We start from the raw sequence: 19,284 nt of genomic DNA on the forward strand, positions 1-19,284 counted from the left end.
TCAGTCCACGTAGTCTTTCATTACGCCGGTCAGCCACTCCATAAACAGGTGTACCCGGCGGGAGAGGTTGCGGCGATGCGGGTAGAGCAGGGACACCGGCATTGGGTCAGCGCGATACTGCGGCAGGATCTCGATGAGCGTTCCGGCGCGCAATGCCTCGCGAACGCCGATGCGCGGCACCTGAATGATTCCCAGCCCTGCCAGGCAGGCGGCATGGTAGGTCTCGGTGCTGTTGACCGTCAGAATGCCGCCGGTTTTAATCCACTGCGTGCCGTTTGCCGTTGCCACTTCGAAGCCTTGCGGACGCGTGCCCAGATTGACGGAATAATGAACCACCGCATGCGAGGCCAGATCGTCCAGACCTTCTGGGTAGCCAAAACGCGCCAGATACTGCGGACTGGCGCAGTTAATGACCGACAGCTTTCCCAACGGGCGGGCGATCAACCCGGAATCCTTTAGCGCCCCGACCCGCACCACGCAGTCGAACCCTTCCCGTATCAAATCCACCAGGCGATCGCTGCTGCTGAGTTCCAGCTCAATACCCGGATACTGCTGTAAAAACGCGGGCAGGCGCGGTATCACCAGGTTCTTGGCGACCCCAACCGGCATATCGACCCGCAGCTTGCCGCTGATGCTGGCCGGGTCGTGCTGGAATAAACCGTCCAGCTCGTCCAGGTTCGTCAGCAGATCTTTCGCACGTTCGTAATACACCATTCCGTCCTGAGTAAGCTGAACCCGCCGGGTGGTGCGGTGCAGCAACTGCGTGCCGAGGTGGTTTTCCAGCGCCTGTATCTGGCGGGATACGCTACCTTTAGGAAGGCCTGATGTTTCGGCGGCGCGGGAAAAACTCTCCAGTTCCGCGACGCGAATGAACAACTGCATTGCGTGAATTTTATCCATCGCGAGGTCCCGGTGTTGTTCTGAATGAAACAGTGAAGCGCATTTCGCTACATTTATTGTTTTTCTAACACCTAATAAGCTCTTTCTCAATCTTCACAACACCTGAAATGAGGTTTCTTATGACGCAACGTATCGCATTAGTGACCGGCGGCAGCCGAGGGCTCGGTAAAAACGCGGCGCTTAAGCTGGCGAGCAGAGGAATCGGGATCATTCTGACGTGGAACAGCAATGAAAAAGAGGCGCAGCAGGTCGTGCATGAAATTACGCAATCAGGTGGGAAAGCTGCAGCATTGCAGTTGAATGTCGGGGATATTTCGGGATTCCCGGCGTTTGTTGAAAAGGTGCGGGAAACCCTGAAAGCGGAGTGGCAGCGTGATTCGTTTGATTATTTATTGAACAATGCCGGAATCGGCATCAACGCGCCGTATTCGACCTTCACTGAAGCGCAGTTTGACCAGCTTTTGAATATTCAGTTTAAAGGGCCGTTTTTCCTGACTCAGGGGCTGTTACCCCTGCTGAAGAATGGCGGCAGGATCCTCAATGTGTCAACGGGGCTGGCCCGTTTTGCGTTGCCTGGCTACAGCGCTTATGCCGCGATGAAGGGGGCGATGGAAGTGCTGACGCGTTATCAGGCAAAAGAGCTGGGCGAACGCGGCATCACCGTGAACATTATTGCGCCGGGAGCCATTGAAACTGATTTTGGCGGCGGCAATGTGCGGGACAATGAACAACTGAATGCGTATATCGCGTCACAAACCGCCCTGGGACGGGTCGGTTTGCCGGACGATATTGGTGATGCCATCGCTGCGTTGCTCAGCGATGAACTGGGCTGGATGACCGCGCAGCGTATCGAAGTGTCGGGCGGCATGTTCTTATAATCAGGATGATAATATTAAGCGGGTGGTTTACACCCGCAACATTAATTTAGATTAAGGATAAACTTATTTCAGGAACGCTGTTTTATTCCTGACGTTAATTTTAATATTCCGCGATGATTGTTCATCGACTTCTCTTTATTTCTCTCGCCGCCCAAAATAAATTTCTCAACCTTTGCGTTATAGTCACTGTAATGCCAAAAAAATCTGTTATATCTATCAAAACAGATAATTAAAATAATATTAAAAGCCTTCTTTATGGAGGGGCTTTTTTAGGGACGATCATGACGAATAACGCTTCGCAGGCGATGCATTCGCCTTTTGAACACTGTCTGGGCATCATCCGTCAGGCGTCAGTGGAGATCCTGCTGCTGCTGGGCGTACATGTTGCGGAAGGAAAAGAACCGCGCTGGTTTATGGAACAACTGGATCAAGCCCGCCTTAATTTAGGCGGCTGGAGCGTGGTGGCAAAAAAATTACATATAAACGATGCGCAACTGAGCCAGTTTATGCTGCATTTGCGACATCTCCAGCAGTATGTTCCGCAATATGACAGCGGGAAGGATGTCAGTGAAAACCAACTGCTTGCCGCCCTGCGTTTTGTGGCGTCGCTGGAACAACTGCGCCAGCGGCAGCCGCTTCTCACTTATCAGACTGATATTGATGCAGGCAATCAGGACGCGCAAATACAGGCCCGGCGTCAGCTGCGGGCGATTGAACTCACGCTGAAAGCGCTTATTTCGCAGGTGTGGCCAGATCGTCATCAGTTGAATAGCTACCTGAAGCTGCATTTTGGCGCCGATCGTCTGCGACGCTGGTTAAAACTCAGCGAAGGACAGGATGCGCTCAGCGCGATGCTGTTCAGCGAGCTGGCATTGATGGTGGTCGATAAAAAGTCGTTCGCCCGTCACTATTCCGCATTTTTCAAAGACGCGTCTGCGCTGACGCTGTTTGTTGAGCCGCGTATGACCCTGCGTATGTTCCTTGAGGATTGCCGTCAGGCGCGTAACGGCATCATCGCCGGGCAGCCGCTCAGTTCCGTACAGTTGTCGCTACTGGATTGTCAGTTCCGCCAGATCACCCGCTCGGTACAGCGGGCGTTTAATGAAAAACGCACCCGCATAAATCCGGCTTCGTTTATGGCGTCCGATGAGGGCGTGGTGGAGAAATTCTGGGAGGAGGCGCGAGAAAAAGACGCGCTGGCGGGGGGAGATAACCAGGAAATTGGCGAGAGTATTGAACCGCCTCACAAGCGACAGCAGCGGACGGCTGAAGAGCGTGAGCAGCTGATTTCCGGGGCGTTGTGGGGCGGGGTTGGCGCAATGGTGTTGGCGATTCTGGTGGGGGCGTTTTGGTTGTTCAGCTCGCCGCCTCCTTCTGCCGCGCCCGTACAACGCGACGAGGTCATGCAGGATGACGCCCGGCTTGAGGCGCCCTCCGCGCGGGAAACCATGAGCCGCATGGGGATCACCTGGGATCCGTTTAATATGCGCTCGGCGATCGACCGTAATGATACACGCGTTACGGCGTTGTTCTTACAGGGCGGGATGAACTGGCAGCTGGCCTGGACCGAACAGGCGTTTTCGGCGGGCAATGCCGATGTGCTGCAACTGCTGCTGCGCTACCCTTCGCTGATGGATGAGGTAAAACCCTGCCGACGCTTCCTGACGTCGCTGAGCCACGCCATGCTGAACGGAGCGTCGCTGACGTCGCTGCATAAAAAGTATCTGCAAAGTTTTTGTACCGTTCCGGCGGTGGTGATGCGCCAGCAGCATGATATGGAGCAGGCCCGGCTGCGTGTTCAGGCCGAGCCCAGCGTGGAAAACAAAAAATGGTTAAAGATTCAGACCGCCATTTATAACGTGATTCGGTAACGCCGCTATGGTTCGCCGTATAAACCAATCAAACGGCGAACCACGCCATTGGTCCAGCCAAACCCATCCTGCAACGGATATTCCCCGCCGCCCCCTTCACGCGGCGTGCCGCAGGCAATATGGTACTTTTCGATCAGTTTATGGTGCTGCTGGTAAAAAATATTGACGGTTTTTAACCAGTTGCGGGCAATTTCATCCCCCAGCATATCGTCGCCGTACAGCTTGAAGCCCTGGATTGCCATCCACTGTAGCGGCGCCCAGCCGTTAGGCTTATCCCATTGCTCGCCGGTTTCATACTCTGTCGCCATGATCCCGCCAGGTGTCAGCAGACGGCTGCGAACGGCGTTAGCGAGGCGGTCTGCCTGCTCGTGAGTCGCCATGCCGACATACAGCGGCACGATACTGGCGGCGGAAAAGAGCGCCATTTGCTCGCGCCGCCAGTCGTAATCCCGATAGCAGCCATTCTCGTCATCCCACAGATAGCGGTTTACGGCGGCGCGGCGATCGCTGGCTTTCTGGCGAAATGCCGCTTCGGTTTCACGGTCGCCTTTCAGGGCGGAAATGTTGGCAATCGCGCTCTCCAGTTTGTAGAGGAAAGCGTTCAGGTCGATGGGGATGAACTGGGTTGTGCGGATGCTGGCCAGTCGGCTTGCATCGCGCAGCCAGCGTGATGAGTAATCCCAACCGGAGGCCGCGCCGGCACGGAGATCCCGGTATACCTCATTGGCCGGGCGACCCGAATGTTTGGCGGTTTCCACATCCTCCAGCCACGATTCGTCGCGGGGGGTGTCGCGATCGTCCCAGTAGCGGTTGAGCAGGGAACCGTCCGGCATTCTGATGACATGGCGATAGGCCTGGTTGAGCACCAGAGATTCCGCGCCGTCCATCCAGAAGGCGTACTCCATTTTCAGATGATCCAGATAACGCCGCGCCCCGCGCACGCCATCCTCTTCGAACAGTTCGACCATCAGTGCAAAGACCGGCGGCTGCGAGCGGCTCAAATAATATGTGCGGTTTCCGTTGGGGATGTGGCCGTAATTCTCAATCATCCACGCGAAGTTGTCCGCCATACATTTCAGCAGGTCTTCCCGGCCGCTTTCCGCCAGGCCCAGCATGGTGAAATAGGAGTCCCAGTAGTAGGTTTCGCTAAAACGTCCGCCCGGCACGATATAGGATTGCGGCAGCGCCAGCAGCGAGGACCAGGGAATGTGATCCTGCGGCTCACGCGTCAGCACCGGCCAGAGCTGATCGATATGCTCTTTCAGTGAGTTTTCCGGGTTGGAGACATATTCACTGGACCGGGTTTCCGGTAGCCAGAAGTGATTTTCAACAAAGCGCAGCAGGTCAAAGTCGCGGTGTCGTCTGACCTTACGGTATCGGATCAGAATATCCAGCGGGTCCATTTTTGGCGCGCAGTCGGGGAAAGTTTTACTGTCGGCAAAAAGCCGGGATGATTGCACATGCTCGAACAGCTCAAGATAGCGATCGGCTGGGGTAAGGGCGTCGGAGGCGGGTAGCCCCTCAATCATCTCAGGTTCCGGTTCTGCCTCGATCATTTCATCCAGCTTTAACTCGCACGGGTCCGTTTCATAAAGCAGATCGATTTCGATCGTTAATTCGTCGGATGGGGCGGGGTGTAATTTCTGGTTGAGCATAATGAGAAGGACCTCCGGATTGCGTCGTAAATGATACGGGTGTTGCCCGGCTGTCTATTAAGCGTAGACATTCGCTTCGGTATATGAGGTGCAAACTGTGCGATAGATCACGCTTTGTTAATGCGTGAAAAAGAGTCTTTAAATATAGATTACTGATAATAATATAAAAAATATGGAATAGCCGTAACAGGAAGATTTTCACTTTCAGAACATTCGATTGCAACGAGTTATGAATACCGACGCCGAAAGACCCTGCTTATAATAGGGGAAAGCTATCTTATCGATAGTTTATCCCCATGTAATTGCTTGATACTTATCAAAAACCCTTCGCCTGTATTTCCTATGATGGCTATGTCTAATAAAGACATACGCCTGATTTATGTTCATCTTCTGGGCCATAATATCTCACTATAGTGAGGGTAAAATAATGAAAATCATTACCCGTCTTACCGCGATAGCCATAGCAGGCATTGCGATTTGTTATTTAGGATTATCTGGTTACGTCTGGTATCACGATAATCAACGTAGTAAAGAAGCTGATGTGCAAGCCTCAACGCTGGAAGACAATAATAAAATCCTGGGTTTTTTGCGGGAAAAGGGATGCGATTATTGTCATACCCCCTCTGCTGAACTGCCTTTTTATTCCTCTTTTCCCGTTGCTAAGCAGTTGATGAATTATGACATTCAACTGGGCTATAAATCTTTCAACCTTGAAGCAGTACGCGCCGCGTTGGTCGCGGATAAACCCGTCACGCAAAGCGATCTGAATAAGATTGAATGGGTGATGCAGTACGAAACAATGCCGCCAACGCGCTATACCGCGCTGCACTGGGCCGGTAAGGTCAGTGATACGGAGCGGGAGGAGATTCTCGGCTGGATCGCTAAACAGCGCGAACGTTACTACGCCAGCGCGGATACGGCGGCGGCGCACCGTAATGAGCCGGTTCAGCCTGTCCCCGAAAAACTGCCGGTTGACGATCAAAAAGTCGCACTGGGTTTTACCCTCTACCACGATGCCCGTTTATCGGGTGACAGCACCATCTCCTGCGCGCATTGCCATGCGCTGAACGCGGGCGGCGTGGACGGCAGGAAAACCTCCATCGGCGTGGGCGGCGCGGTAGGGCCAATCAACGCGCCAACGGTGTTCAACTCGATCTTTAACGTTGAGCAATTCTGGGATGGTCGCGCGCCGACGTTGCAGGCGCAGGCTGGTGGGCCGCCGTTAAACCCGATTGAAATGGCCTCTAAATCCTGGGATGAAATCATTGGGAAACTCGATAAAGATCCGGTGCTAAAACAGCAGTTCACGGCGATATATCCGCAGGGCTTCAGCGGAGAAACGATTACGGATGCCATTGCCGAGTTTGAGAAGACGCTGATTACGCCAAATTCGCCTTTCGATAAGTGGTTACGAGGGGATGAAAATGCGCTGACGGCGCAGCAGAAACATGGCTATGAGCTGTTCAAAGAGAATAAATGCGCGACCTGTCACGGCGGTATTATTCTCGGTGGGCGTTCCTTCGAGCCGTTGGGTCTGAAGAAAGACTTTAATTTCGGCGAAATTACCGCTGCGGACATTGGACGTATGAACGTCACCAATGAAGTTCGCGATAAATTGCGTCAGAAAGTGCCCGGATTACGTAACGTTGCGCTGACCGCGCCGTATTTCCACCGTGGAGATGTGCCAACCCTCGACGGAGCGGTGAAACTGATGTTGCGTTATCAGGTGGGGAAAGAGATTCCGCAGAAAGACATTGATGATATCGTCGCGTTCCTGGAAAGCCTGAACGGGGTGTATACGCCGTATATGCAAGGAAAATAAAAGAATGCCGGATGACGGCTGAGGTTTTATCGGGCCTACGAAAACCGCACGCGTAGGCCCGATAAGCATAGCGCCATCGGGCATGGCGACGTAAACGCCTTAATCGGCCGACAGGATCATCACACCATCCGGCGCTTATCGACGATTAACGCATTGTCACGAACTCTTCCGCCGCCGTTGGGTGAATCGCCACGGTGTTGTCGAAGTCTTTCTTGGTGGCGCCCATTTTCAGTGCGACCGCGAAGCCCTGCAACATTTCATCCATCCCGAAGCCGATGCCGTGAATACCGACAATCTTCTCGTCTTCGCCGACGCATACCAGCTTCATGCGGCAGGGCTGACGGTGAGACGTCACCGCAGTGTACATGGCTGTGAACGATGATTTGTACACTTTCACCTGGTCGTCGCCGTACTGTTCGCGCGCCTGTGGTTCGGTCAGGCCCACGGTGCCAATCGGCGGGTGGCTAAAGACCACGGTCGGAATATTGCTGTAGTCCAGATGCTCGTTCGGCTTGTTGTTGAACAAACGTTCGGAGAGACGACGACCCGCCGCCACGGCGACTGGCGTCAGCTCAACCGCTCCGGTGTTATCGCCCACCGCATAAATACCTTCCACGCTGGTATTCTGGAATTTATCGACGACGATGTACCCTTTTTCGTTGGTTTTCACGCCGGTGGCGGCAAGGTTAACGTTGTCGGTTGCCGGTTCGCGGCCAATCGCCCAAATCAGGCAATCCACCGTTTCGCTGCGACCGTCTTCCAGTTGCAGGGTCAGGCTGCCGTCGGCGTTTTTCACCACCGCTTTCGGGATCGCGTGGGTGTGAAGCGTCGGGCCTTCCGTGTTCATCACTTCAACCAGCGTTTCGGTGATCATCGGGTCAAAGCTGCGCAGCGGCGCGTGTTTACGCACGAACAGGTGCGTTTGGGCGCCCAGGCCGTTAATCACGCCAGCCAGTTCTACGGCGATGTAACCCGCGCCGACCACCGCAACGCGCTCCGGCAGCGCAGGCAGCGCAAAGAAACCGTCGGAGTCGATACCGTATTCCGTACCCGGAATGGACGGATGGCTCGGGCGACCGCCGGTGGCGATCAGAATGTGATCGGCGGTGATCGTTTCCCCATTCACTTCAAGGGTTCTGGCATCCACGAAGCGGGCGAAGCCTTTGATCACATCCACGTTATTTTTACCCAGCACGTTGTCGTACGAGGTGTGAATACGGTCGATATAGGCCGTGCGGCTGGCAATCAGCGTGTCCCAGTTGAACGCGTTGATGGTGGTGTCAAAGCCGTAGTCCGGGCCGTACATATGGATCGCTTCGCGAATCTGCGCGGCATGCCACATCACTTTTTTAGGGACGCAACCGACGTTGACGCAGGTGCCGCCCAGCTCTTTGGCTTCAATCAATGCACATTTCTGACCGTACATAGCGGCACGGTTAATCGAGGCAATACCGCCGCTTCCGCCGCCGATCGCGATGTAATCATAGTGTTTGGTCATGACCGCTCCTTCATGTTCATTGTAGGGCGAATGAGCGCAATGCCATTCGCCAAAATATTCGCGATTGTATACCTGGAATTAAAAGGTTCCACCGATGGCTGTGATTACTCCGGCACGATCCAGCTGACGGAAGCGTGCCCGGTGCCCGCTGGAACCAGCTTGCTGTGCAGCCACGGCAGCACGTTGTTCATCTGCTTTTCCAGCTTCCACGGCGGGTTAATGACGATCATGCCAGAGGCGGTCATGCCGCGCTGGTCGCTGTCCGGGCGTACTGCCAGCTCAATTTGCAGGATTTTGCGGATTCCGGTGTCTTCCAGGTCGTGAATCATGCGTTTAATTTGCTGGCGTAACACCACCGGATACCACAGCGCATAGGTGCCGGTGGCAAAGCGCTTATACCCTTCGCTGATGCCGCTGACGACCGCCTGATAATCGGTTTTCATTTCGTAAGGCGGGTCGATGAGGATCAGGCCGCGACGCGAAACCGGCGGCAGTTTGGACTTCAACTGCATATAGCCGTCGGCACGCTCCACGCGGGCACGGCTGTCTTTTTGAAACTCAGAACGCAGCAGCGGAAAATCGCTTGAATGCAGCTCCGTCAGTTGCAGGCTGTCCTGCTCACGCAGCAGCTGGCGGGCGATGAGCGGGGAACCCGGGTAGTAACGCAGTTGCCCGTTACGGTTAAAGTGTTCTACCACGCCGATATAAGGCTCCAGCTCGGCCGGTAAATCGTCCTGCTGCCAGATGCGGGCGATCCCTTCCATATATTCACCGGTGCGTTCGGCGTGTTCGCCGCTCAGCTGATAACGGCCAGCGCCAGCGTGCGTGTCCAGATAAAGAAACGGTTTCTCTTTCTCTTTGAGCGACTCGATAATCAGGCTCTGAACAGTGTGTTTGAGGACGTCGGCGTGGTTGCCAGCGTGAAAGCTGTGGCGATAACTGAGCATGGGTAATTAAATTCCGCTGAAATAGACGATTTGTCACAGTTTACAGCAGAAAAGGGCAGATTACCCGTAGGCCGGTAAGCGCAGCGCTACCGGGTATTTTTCCGCTACGCTCGCCATTGAAATTCACTACACTTACCCCCATCTGAAACAAATATGCACAGCGCCGGATGCGCGCTTCATTCACCTCATTCAACAGGACAGCGCTTATGACCAATCCATTACTGACGCCTTTCTCGCTACCGCCGTTTTCCCAAATCCAGCCTGAGCATGTGGTGCCTGCCGTGACAAAGGCGCTGAATGACTGCCGTGAAAACGTGGAGCGGGTAGTGGCGCAGGGCGCGCCGTACACCTGGGAAAATCTCTGCCAGCCGCTGGCGGAAGTGGACGACGTGCTGGGGCGCATTTTCTCTCCGGTCAGCCACCTGAATTCCGTTAAAAACAGCCCGGAACTGCGCGAAGCCTATGAGCAGACGCTGCCGCTGCTGTCTGAATACAGCACCTGGGTTGGTCAGCACGAGGGTCTGTACAATGCGTACCGCGACCTGCGCGATGGCGACCATTACGCGACCCTGAACCTCGCGCAGAAAAAAGCGGTTGATAACGCGCTGCGCGATTTTGAGCTTTCCGGTATTGGTCTGCCGAAGGAAAAACAGCAGCGCTATGGTGAAATCGCCACTCGCCTGTCCGAGCTGGGTAACCAGTACAGCAACAACGTGCTCGACGCTACGATGGGCTGGACGAAGTTAGTGACTGACGACGCGGAACTGGCGGGTATGCCGGAAAGCGCTCTGGCCGCCGCGAAAGCGCAGGCGGAAGCGAAAGAACAGGAAGGCTGGCTGCTGACGCTGGATATTCCAAGCTATCTGCCGGTGATGACCTACTGCGACAACCCGGCATTGCGTGAAGAGATGTACCGCGCCTATGTGACGCGCGCCTCCGATCAGGGGCCGAATGCGGGTAAATGGGACAACAGCCCGGTGATGGAAGAGATCCTCGCGCTGCGTCATGAACTGGCGCAACTGCTGGGTTTCGACAGCTATGCCTTTAAATCGCTCGCCACCAAAATGGCGGAAAACCCGCAGCAGGTGCTGGATTTCTTAACCGATCTGGCGAAACGCGCGCGTCCGCAGGGCGAAAAAGAGCTGGCGCAACTGCGCGCCTTCGCGAAAGCGACGTTCGGCGTCGATGAACTGCAACCGTGGGATATCGCGTACTACAGCGAGAAACAGAAGCAGCACCTTTACAGCATCAGCGATGAGCAACTGCGCCCGTACTTCCCGGAAAACAAAGCCGTGAACGGCCTGTTTGAAGTGGTACAACGCATTTACGGCATTACGGCCAGAGAGCGTAACGATGTGGATGTCTGGCATCCCGACGTGCGCTTCTTCGAGCTGTATGACGAAAATAACGAACTGCGCGGCAGCTTCTACCTCGATCTGTATGCGCGTGAGCACAAGCGTGGCGGGGCGTGGATGGATGACTGCGTCGGCCAGATGCGCAAAGCCGATGGCTCGCTGCAAAAACCGGTCGCCTACCTGACCTGTAACTTTAACCGTCCGGTTAACGGTAAGCCGGCGCTGTTCACGCATGATGAAGTGATCACCCTGTTCCACGAGTTCGGCCACGGTCTGCACCACATGCTGACCCGCATCGAAACGGCGGGCGTTTCCGGCATCAGCGGCGTGCCGTGGGATGCGGTCGAACTGCCGAGCCAGTTTATGGAAAACTGGTGCTGGGAGCCGGACGCGCTGGCGTTTATCTCCGGTCACTACGAGACCGGCGAACCGCTGCCGAAGGAACTGCTGGATAAAATGCTGGCGGCGAAGAACTACCAGGCGGCGCTGTTTATTCTGCGTCAGCTGGAGTTTGGCCTGTTCGACTTCCGTCTGCATGCGGAATTTAACCCGGAACAAGGGGCGAAAATTCTGGAAACGCTTTCTGAAATCAAAAAACAGGTCGCCGTGGTGCCGGGGCCGTCATGGGGTCGCTTCCCGCACGCCTTCAGCCATATTTTCGCCGGGGGATATGCGGCAGGTTACTACAGCTATCTGTGGGCCGATGTACTGGCGGCGGATGCCTTCTCGCGCTTTGAGGAAGAAGGCATTTTCAACCGCGATACCGGGCAGTCGTTCCTCGACAACATCCTGACTCGCGGCGGTTCGGAAGAGCCGATGGAGCTGTTCAAGCGCTTCCGTGGTCGTGAACCGCAGCTGGACGCGATGCTGACGCACTACGGCATTAAAGGCTGATAGCGTACGTGAAGATCTGCTTAGTTGATGAAACAGGCGCCAGAGACGGCGCCTTATCTGTTCTTGCCGCCCGCTGGGGGTTAGAGCATGACGAAAACAACCCGATGGCGCTGGTGCTGACGACTGCGCATCTGGAGCTGCGTAAGCGCGATGAGCCGAAGCTTGGCGGCATCTTTGTCGATTTTGTCGGCGGGGCGATGGCCCATCGCCGCAAGTTCGGCGGCGGTCGTGGCGAAGCGGTCGCGAAAGCGGTCGGCATTAAAGGCGATTACCTGCCGGATGTGGTCGATGCGACGGCGGGACTGGGGCGCGATGCTTTTGTGCTGGCTTCCGTGGGGTGTCGAGTGCGCATGCTGGAGCGCAACCCGGTGGTCGCGGCGTTGCTGGATGACGGTCTGGCGCGCGGGTATGCTGACCCGGAAATCGGCCCGTGGTTGCAGGAGCGCTTGCAGTTGATCCATGCCTCCAGCCTGACGGCGCTGACGGATATCACGCCGCGCCCGCAGGTGGTTTATCTCGATCCGATGTTCCCGCATAAGCAGAAAAGCGCATTGGTGAAAAAAGAGATGCGGGTGTTTCAGTCGCTGGTCGGGCCGGATCTTGATGCCGATGGTTTGCTGGCGCCAGCGCGCCAGCTGGCGACCAAACGGGTCGTGGTGAAGCGCCCGGATTACGCGCCACCGTTAGCGGATGTCGCCACGCCGAACGCGGTTGTCACCAAAGGCCACCGGTTTGATATTTATGCCGGTACGGCGTTGGTGGAGTAACGAATTGCCCGATGGCGCTTCGCTTATCGGGCCTACGGTTCAGTGCAGGGTACGCCGCCATCCGGCAAGGCTGACTAAACAAACGGCGCCAGCGGATCGGCAATCTCAAACGCCACGGCTCTGTCGGCCTTCGGTGGATAGATCAGCTCGCTGACAATCGACAGCTTGAGTTTTTTCGCTTCCGCACGCGTCAGTTTTACCTGCTGATCCCAGCCTTCGGTGTAGACCGCGCCCCATGCGCCAAGATCCAGACAGGTGACATAGTTTTCCTGACGATACGGCAGAGGAGCGACCTCCAGCAGGTCAGCGGCCGCGTTATTCCCGGCAAACTTGCCCAGCAGAATCGCGTGCTGGCAGGTCATTAACGCATGATTGCCTTTGTCATCGGTTGCGGCGTACGCCACATCGCCAGTGGCATAAATGTCATCGTGACCCACCACCTGAAGCTGAGCGTTCACATGTAAACGCCCCTGACGGTCGCGCGGAGCGTCAATCTGCCCGGTCAGATCGTTCGCCTGAACGCCGACGGTCCAAATGACGGTTTGCGACGCGATGGTTTGCCCGTCTTTCAGCGTGATGCCCGTTGCGTCCACGCTTTCCACTTCCGTATTCACCAGCCACTCCACGCCCAGCTCTGCCGACGCTTCGATAATCACGTTGCGCAGTTCTTCGCTGTAGCGAGCGCCAGGCTGGGGGCCGCGTTCAACTACGACTACTCTGGTCTTAGCATCAGCGCCGAGAATATCACGCAAACGGCCAGGCAACTCCAGCGCCATCTCGATCCCGGTAAAGCCGCCGCCGCAAACAACAACGGTATTGCGCGCGGCGCTTTCTTCTTTGTTCGCCAGATCCTTCAGGTGCTGCTCCAGTACGGCGGCGCTTTCCAGTTGATCCAGATCGAACGCATGCGCATCTGCGCCCGTTACGAGTGAACGGTTAACGTGGCTGCCGCTTGCCAGAATCAAACGGTCGTAGCGATGCAAGTGCGTTTTGCCGGAGGCATCCGCCCAGCTCACCTCTTTTGAGTCGGGAAGGATCTGCGCAACCGTCCCGCGCAGGAAGTTGACGCCGGTTTCGTCGAACAGCGGTTGCAGGGGAGCGACCAGCGTCTGGACGGCATTTTCATAAAAGCGAGGGCGTACGCGAAGTTCGGGTTGTGGGGCGATAACGGTGATATCAATTGTGTCATTCTGGTGTTTATCTGCCAGACGGGCGGCGCTCAGCGCGGCCCACATCCCGGAAAAACCTGCACCAACGATCAGAATTTGTTTACGCATTTAGGTTGCACTCAATGTTAACGATGAAGTTATTTACTCGGATTTTATTAGTCGTAGTTAATGAATGCAATGTCATTTGTGCGATCCGGTGGAAAATGATCCAGATCTGTTGGTTATCATTATGATAAATAATGAATTAAATTTTAATTCCTAATGTGCTGTGGTTCTCTGTCTGGCAAGCGCCTGTCGAAAAAGCTACAATAACTCAGAATTATTTTGGCTGAGATAAGAGCATGGCATTCTACAGTTCCGGGGTTGAGTACGGCATCCATAGCCTGATGTGTATGGTGGACAGCAAAGGCGACGCCCGCGATATGAGCGTTCGCGAAATTGCTGACCTGCAAAGCGTGCCCTACGACTATCTGGCCAAGATTTTTACCCGTCTGTCGAAAGCGGGCCTGGTGCGCAGCATCGAAGGCAAAGGCGGTGGTTTTCAGCTCGCCAGGCCTGCTGAACACATCACGGTGCTGGATGTGGTCAACGCCATTGACGGTGACAAGCGCATCTTTGAATGCCGTGAAATTCGCCAGCGTCTGGCTGTTTTTGATGAGCAACCTCCGGCGTGGGCCTGCGAAGGTATCTGCGGCGTGCGCTCGGTAATGGACATGGCGCAGCAGCGTATGGAAGAAGCGTTAGGGCAGCATACCATTCTCGATCTGGCGCGTAAGATGTACCGCAAAGCGCCAGAGACCTTTGTGGTTGAAGTGCAGGAATGGATTGACGCGCGTAAAGGGTAAATGCCCGAACGCAGGCCGGATGCGGCTATGTCCGATAGCGCTGTGCTTATCGGACTATGTTGCGATTAGACTGTTTTGAAAAGATTAACCATCTCTGGATTACGCTCTATCACCCGAAGAACCTTAAGATAAGTTCCGGTAGGGATACGCCTCTTCTGCTCCCAGGCCTGAATCAGGGAAGATGAGACGCCTATTGCCTGTGCAAACTCATTCTGCTTCATATTGGCTTTCTTCCTGATAGCTTTGACATCTGGAAGTTCATATCGGGTGATTCGGGCAGCAGGTTTGCGACCCTGGCTGATTTCAACGGCCTCGCTTGCAGATTCCATCAGATCTTTAAAGAAATCGTTCATAACGAGCCCTCTTTTAGTTGGTGAATGATGGATTTGAGGGCGTTTTTTTCTTCGCCGCTCAGACTATCCTTTTTGTTCTTAGGGTAAGCCATGAAAAGCCAGATACGCCCTTCGCTATTTTGAAAATAGTAAATACTACGAATCCCGCCGCTTTTTCCCTTACAGTGGCTTGCTGGAGCAAAACGAACTTTCCTGCAACCACCTGTACCCTGAATTAAATCACCTTCCAGCGGGTTTATAATGAGCATTTCCTGAAATGCGCGATATTCATCCTCGGTGAGCAGAGCTTCCCGCTGGCGGGCAAAGACAGAAGTCTCAATAAATTCAATGTAGTTCATGGTCATGTCCGTCCATGATGACCTGTTTGTTTAAATTATACTCTTACATAGTAAGAGTTAACAGATAAAAAAAACCGCGATGTTACTCGCGGTCAGAACTAAAAGTTGACGCTTATTTACTGCTATCCGGCGTATTAATCATCCGGTTCAACCACGGCACCATAATCGCCATCACAACGGTGACCGCCAGTGTGACGAGGCCTATTTTGCTGAACACGCCGGTGTAGATAGGCAGCGTCTGGAGCGGGTCGGTGATATTTTCCGGTACGGCGGTGAAGGTTGCGACATAGCCGCCCAGCAGGAAAGCCGCCGCCTGCGTCAGGAACCACATCCCGAGAATAAAGCCCATCAGGTGCTGAGGCACCAGCGCGGCAACCATTGCCAGCCCCAGGGCGCTAATCAGCAACTCACCCAGACTCTGGAACAGGTACACCAGCACGATAAACCACGGTGAAGTCAGCCCCTGCGCATCGGCGAACCACATGCCTGCGGCGGCGGCGGTCAAAAAGCCCAGCGAACAGAGGAACATGCCCAGCGTAAACTTCATCGGCATGGTCAGATCTTTGCCTTTGCTCCCCAGACGCGTGTAAATCGCCGCCAGTACCGGACTGGCAACCACCACCCAGAACGGATTCAGCGCCTGGAAGCTGACCGGGTTAATGGTAAAACCGAGAATATCGTGATGTACGTTATTGATTGCGAAGAAATTCAGCGATGTAGGCATCTGTGCGTACAGAATATAAAACAGCACCGCTTCAAGCATCAGGATAAAAGCGACGAACATTTTGTTGCGTCCGGTTTTATCCAGACGAAACGCTTCACGGAAGAAGAAAATGATGACCACGATCGACAGGACGATCAGTACCAGGTTGGCGATTTTTACGTTATGCATCAGCCAGGCGCAGAGGAAAATCATGGCGATGGTGCCGATCAGTACGGCGAGCAGATTACGGAAGCTCAGCGGCTTATGGTCCGGCTCTGAACCGATATCTTTCACCATGCCGCGACAGGCGAAGTAGACCAGCAGCGCGACAATCAGCCCGGCGCCGCACAGGTTATAGGTAACGGCATAGCCGAATTTGTCGGCGATGACCGGGGCGAGGGAGAGCGACAGCAGCGACCCGATGTTAATCGACATATAAAACAGGGTGAACGCGCCGTCCAGACGGGGGTCTTTGGGCAGGTAACACTTGGACAGCAGGCTCGCAGGGTTGGCTTTAAACAGCCCGTTACCGACGGCAATCGTCCCTAGCGCGATAAAAATCAGGTTCGGTTTCAGTAACGATAACCCGGTCATGAAGTAGCCGATCGCCAGGACAATCGCCCCCAGTACCAGGGTACGCTTAGTTCCCAGCAGGTGATCGCCAACGTAGCCGCCAATGGATATCAGGCCGTACACCAGTGCGGCAAATGCGCCAAAGGTGATAAATGCCTGTTCCTGAGAGAAGCCAAGCTGTTTAACAAAGAAAACCGCCAGGATGCCCTGGACGCCGTAATAGCCGAATCGCTCCCATAATTCCACAAAAAAGATCATGAAGAACGGACGGGGTTGCTGTAGCAAGCCCGTAGGTGCAGTTGTATTCATATTCCTTCGCCTTTCAATGCCATCCCGAAAAGTATGAACGCGTATGCCAAAACGCGCCGAAAAAGTCTGACTCTGTTATAGACTGCGGTCATTAACCGAATGAATAGATTATTATAGAGATGGTTTTCGATCTAATTAGTTGATCACACTAATTATGATTTGTGGTCTGGAATGTTGTACTGGAATGCGTTCGAGGGAAGGCATAAACAAAAACGCCCGCATTGGCGGGCGCTGTGTATATCGGGCTGATGAATGCCAGGCCGGATAAGGCGTCAGCCGCCATCCGGCACAACAGGAACTTACTCTTCTTCGTCGCGCAGCGGAACAATCAGCATGTCGACATGCACGGTATTAATCAACTGGCGTGCTGAAGACATCAGTTTGCTCCAGAAGTCCTGATGATGACCGCAAACGACCAGATCCATATCGTATTTTTTGATCGCGTCAACCAGTACCTGACCCAGATCGCCGCTGCCGCTCAGGGTTTCGGTGATAGGGTAACCGGCATTGGTGGAAAGTTCGGTCAGCGCATGGTGTGTTTCTTCAGAGATGCGTTTTTGCATATCGCCCAGATTCACGTCGATCAGGCCGGTGTACAGGTCAGAGTAATTGACATCAACGTGGATAAGAGAGACTTTCGCGTTGTAAGGACGCGCCATTGAAACCGCTTTTTCTACCAGAACTTTACTTTCCGGGGAAAGGTCAACCGCGATGAGAATGTGTTTGTAAGCCATAGTGTTACTCCTTCCATAAGTTGTCGATGACTAGCCAGCTAGCGTTTCTTGTGCCGCCGCGTCACCCGCGTCCTGCGAACTACAGCGCGGGGCTAGCCCAGCCGAGAAGTGAATGTAAAAACTATCCTTACATTATAGCGACCTGGATAATCCGTCAATCCGCCTTGCTTGCCAATCAGTTAAACAAAATTTTCAGTTAATTGCATTGATAGCGGTTAACCTTCTGGCAAAAAAATTAACTGATCTCCTACACTATTTAATAGAGCCGTTCGGATGCAGGGCACTGGCGTGAACGGTTTAGCAGGACTCTTTCACTGAACTGTCTGGCTGAGTATCGGGGGAGCGGTAGTCCCGGAGAGGAGCTCCGTGGGCGGGTCGCCGGGGAGGAGGTATGATAAGCACCGTCGCATTATTCTGGGCTTTATGTGTCGTTTGCATTGTTAATATGGCGCGCTATTTCTCATCGTTACGCGCGCTGTTAGTGGTACTGCGTGGTTGCGATCCATTGCTCTACCAATATGTGGATGGAGGTGGCTTCTTTACCTCGCATGGTCAACCCAACAAACAGATGCGTCTGGTGTGGTATATCTACGCGCAACGTTATCGCGATCACCACGATGATGAATTCATCCGCCGTTGTGAACGCGTTCGCGGCCAGTTCATCCTCACCAGCGCATTATGCGGTCTGGTGCTGATCAGTATGGTTGCGCTGTTGATTTGGCACTGAGCAAAAATAAAAAAGGCGAGGATATCCTCGCCTTTTTATCATCCGGCTCAGGGCGCAACTGTGAACCGGAGGTCTGAGATATTGTCCTGAATCGAGATAACTTTACCGCTATAAGAAATGCTCACCGCCCCGTTTTTATCTGGGCTGGCATTCGTAATAGTGCCAGTACCCTCAATGACGGGAGATTTCGTAGAGAGTTGCTGGATAATGTCTGTGTCTTTGCCCTCTAGCTTATTCGACAGATAATATCGGTAAATGGTAGGTACGGTTGCGCCACCCTGATGATTCACAGTCATGTACAGCCAGACGCAATCTGAAACTTGATAAACGCGCTGCAACTCGTCGTCACTGCGAGGGGCGGGCTGATGATTTAACCAGGCAAAACCTGTAACCACGATGAGAAGTACAAGCGTGACAAGCCGATGGAGCCATCTAATAGCCGTTCTGAATGGCATAGTCTATTCCTTCTCTGATATTGCGCTGATCCGTTGGGTCATCACCGTAAGGTGGTTTATCGTACCATTTACCCCATTCAGGTTTTGAAGTACCTGCGCGGTTCTGAGCCCAACCCCCGCCAATAAGGAGGATCTTTGCAGGAATGCCTGCAGCAGTCCCTGCGGCACCGAAGTTGAAATTGCCAAATGCTGCGAAATACGGATCGAATTTTTTATAATCCCATGGGCCGCCATTTCTGACTTTTTGATAGAACCAGTAGTAAGTAGAAGCCGTGGCCATATTACGAGACATTCCATTTTGGCGTGCTTCACGCATGTTGTTAGCTATAACAATTGAACCAGGGCCAGGGGTTGGAACGGAAGCCATACATCCTCCAGTGTTCGGTTTTAATCCTGCCCGGCATGATAGTTTCTCGCGTATCGATAATCTGAACAAAAAGTGTTCAGATTTTCCTAATGAAAGTAGAGAGTTAATAGAAAAACGGCGCATA

General features: G+C 54.0%; 18 protein-coding genes. 7 read left to right on the top strand and 11 right to left on the bottom strand.

The features are described from left to right. Positions 1–900 (bottom strand): LysR family transcriptional regulator, encoded by a 900-nt coding sequence (locus tag OGV79_RS02450; protein ID WP_012135645.1) that lies wholly within the window; start codon positions 898–900, stop codon positions 1–3. Positions 901–1,019: 119 nt separating this feature from the next. On the opposite strand from OGV79_RS02450, the gene OGV79_RS02455 reads away from it, so the two are divergent. Both OGV79_RS02455 and OGV79_RS02460 read left to right on the top strand, forming a co-directional pair. Beyond that, positions 1,020–1,778 carry an SDR family NAD(P)-dependent oxidoreductase gene (locus OGV79_RS02455; protein ID WP_286467068.1) on the top strand — a complete coding sequence of 253 codons (759 nt, stop codon included), beginning with the start codon at positions 1,020–1,022 and terminating at the stop codon, positions 1,776–1,778. A 281-nt stretch (positions 1,779–2,059) separates the two neighbouring features. Next, entirely contained in the window at positions 2,060–3,649 is a 1,590-nt protein-coding gene (locus tag OGV79_RS02460) for an STY4199 family HEPN domain-containing protein (protein WP_286467075.1), read from the top strand. A 5-nt stretch (positions 3,650–3,654) separates the two neighbouring features. Here the strand turns inward: OGV79_RS02460 and OGV79_RS02465 are convergent, their stop codons facing one another. Continuing rightward, the gene (locus tag OGV79_RS02465; protein WP_060816131.1) at positions 3,655–5,304 is read right to left on the bottom strand and encodes an alpha,alpha-trehalase; all 1,650 of its coding nucleotides are present in this window, start codon (positions 5,302–5,304) and stop codon (positions 3,655–3,657) included. A 427-nt stretch (positions 5,305–5,731) separates the two neighbouring features. Here OGV79_RS02465 and OGV79_RS02470 point away from each other — a divergent pair, with 427 nt between their 5' ends. Beyond that, on the top strand, positions 5,732–7,126 hold the full coding sequence (locus OGV79_RS02470) for a cytochrome-c peroxidase (RefSeq protein WP_071259278.1): 1,395 nt from the start codon (positions 5,732–5,734) through the stop codon (positions 7,124–7,126). 145 nt (positions 7,127–7,271) lie between these two features. Here the strand turns inward: OGV79_RS02470 and gorA are convergent, their stop codons facing one another. Further along, a complete protein-coding gene (gene gorA / locus OGV79_RS02475; RefSeq protein ID WP_047460436.1) occupies positions 7,272–8,624 on the bottom strand; it encodes a glutathione-disulfide reductase in 1,353 nt (450 codons plus the stop codon). 104 nt (positions 8,625–8,728) lie between these two features. Then, positions 8,729–9,571, bottom strand: coding sequence for a 23S rRNA (adenine(2030)-N(6))-methyltransferase RlmJ (locus OGV79_RS02480; protein ID WP_071259280.1), 843 nt, complete (start codon positions 9,569–9,571; stop codon positions 8,729–8,731). A gap of 206 nt (positions 9,572–9,777) precedes the next feature. Here OGV79_RS02480 and prlC point away from each other — a divergent pair, with 206 nt between their 5' ends. Further along, positions 9,778–11,820, top strand: a complete 2,043-nt coding sequence (gene prlC / locus OGV79_RS02485; protein WP_081353211.1) for an oligopeptidase A — start codon at positions 9,778–9,780, stop codon at positions 11,818–11,820. A gap of 8 nt (positions 11,821–11,828) precedes the next feature. Continuing rightward, positions 11,829–12,587: a 16S rRNA (guanine(1516)-N(2))-methyltransferase RsmJ gene (rsmJ, locus tag OGV79_RS02490; protein WP_071259284.1), complete on the top strand. Its 759-nt coding sequence runs from the start codon at positions 11,829–11,831 to the stop codon at positions 12,585–12,587. A gap of 74 nt (positions 12,588–12,661) precedes the next feature. On the opposite strand, the gene OGV79_RS02495 is transcribed toward rsmJ, so the two are convergent. Further along, positions 12,662–13,864: an NAD(P)/FAD-dependent oxidoreductase gene (locus OGV79_RS02495; protein WP_071259286.1), complete on the bottom strand. Its 1,203-nt coding sequence runs from the start codon at positions 13,862–13,864 to the stop codon at positions 12,662–12,664. Between the two features lie 233 nt (positions 13,865–14,097). On the opposite strand from OGV79_RS02495, the gene OGV79_RS02500 reads away from it, so the two are divergent. Beyond that, a complete protein-coding gene (locus OGV79_RS02500; protein ID WP_012135633.1) occupies positions 14,098–14,601 on the top strand; it encodes an RrF2 family transcriptional regulator in 504 nt (167 codons plus the stop codon). Between the two features lie 65 nt (positions 14,602–14,666). Here the strand turns inward: OGV79_RS02500 and nadS are convergent, their stop codons facing one another. The 4 genes from nadS to uspA all read right to left on the bottom strand — a co-directional run bounded on the left by nadS (position 14,667) and on the right by uspA (position 17,611). Further along, positions 14,667–14,954, bottom strand: a complete 288-nt coding sequence (gene nadS / locus OGV79_RS02505) for a NadS family protein (protein WP_058668245.1) — start codon at positions 14,952–14,954, stop codon at positions 14,667–14,669. Further along, positions 14,951–15,292 (bottom strand): type II toxin-antitoxin system RelE/ParE family toxin, encoded by a 342-nt coding sequence (locus OGV79_RS02510; protein ID WP_048902455.1) that lies wholly within the window; start codon positions 15,290–15,292, stop codon positions 14,951–14,953. The genes nadS and OGV79_RS02510 overlap by 4 nt, the downstream gene beginning before the upstream one ends. Positions 15,293–15,404: 112 nt before the next feature. Next, positions 15,405–16,877, bottom strand: a complete 1,473-nt coding sequence (gene dtpB, locus OGV79_RS02515; protein ID WP_286467083.1) for a dipeptide/tripeptide permease DtpB — start codon at positions 16,875–16,877, stop codon at positions 15,405–15,407. 299 nt (positions 16,878–17,176) lie between these two features. Next, positions 17,177–17,611 carry a universal stress protein UspA gene (gene uspA / locus OGV79_RS02520; RefSeq protein ID WP_000323571.1) on the bottom strand — a complete coding sequence of 145 codons (435 nt, stop codon included), beginning with the start codon at positions 17,609–17,611 and terminating at the stop codon, positions 17,177–17,179. Between the two features lie 391 nt (positions 17,612–18,002). Between uspA and uspB the strand changes: the two genes are divergently transcribed. Beyond that, positions 18,003–18,338 (top strand): universal stress protein UspB, encoded by a 336-nt coding sequence (gene uspB, locus OGV79_RS02525; RefSeq protein ID WP_012135627.1) that lies wholly within the window; start codon positions 18,003–18,005, stop codon positions 18,336–18,338. Between the two features lie 47 nt (positions 18,339–18,385). Here uspB and OGV79_RS02530 read toward each other — a convergent pair whose 3' ends face one another. Then, positions 18,386–18,793 carry a hypothetical protein gene (locus OGV79_RS02530; RefSeq protein WP_071259288.1) on the bottom strand — a complete coding sequence of 136 codons (408 nt, stop codon included), beginning with the start codon at positions 18,791–18,793 and terminating at the stop codon, positions 18,386–18,388. Beyond that, positions 18,771–19,160, bottom strand: a complete 390-nt coding sequence (locus tag OGV79_RS02535) for a polymorphic toxin type 44 domain-containing protein (protein WP_071259290.1) — start codon at positions 19,158–19,160, stop codon at positions 18,771–18,773. Before OGV79_RS02535 ends, OGV79_RS02530 begins: the two co-directional genes overlap by 23 nt. Between the last annotated feature and the right edge of the window lie 124 nt (positions 19,161–19,284).

The organism is Citrobacter sp. CK185 (assembly GCF_030333565.1).
Taxonomy (GTDB): domain Bacteria; phylum Pseudomonadota; class Gammaproteobacteria; order Enterobacterales; family Enterobacteriaceae; genus Citrobacter_B; species Citrobacter_B koseri.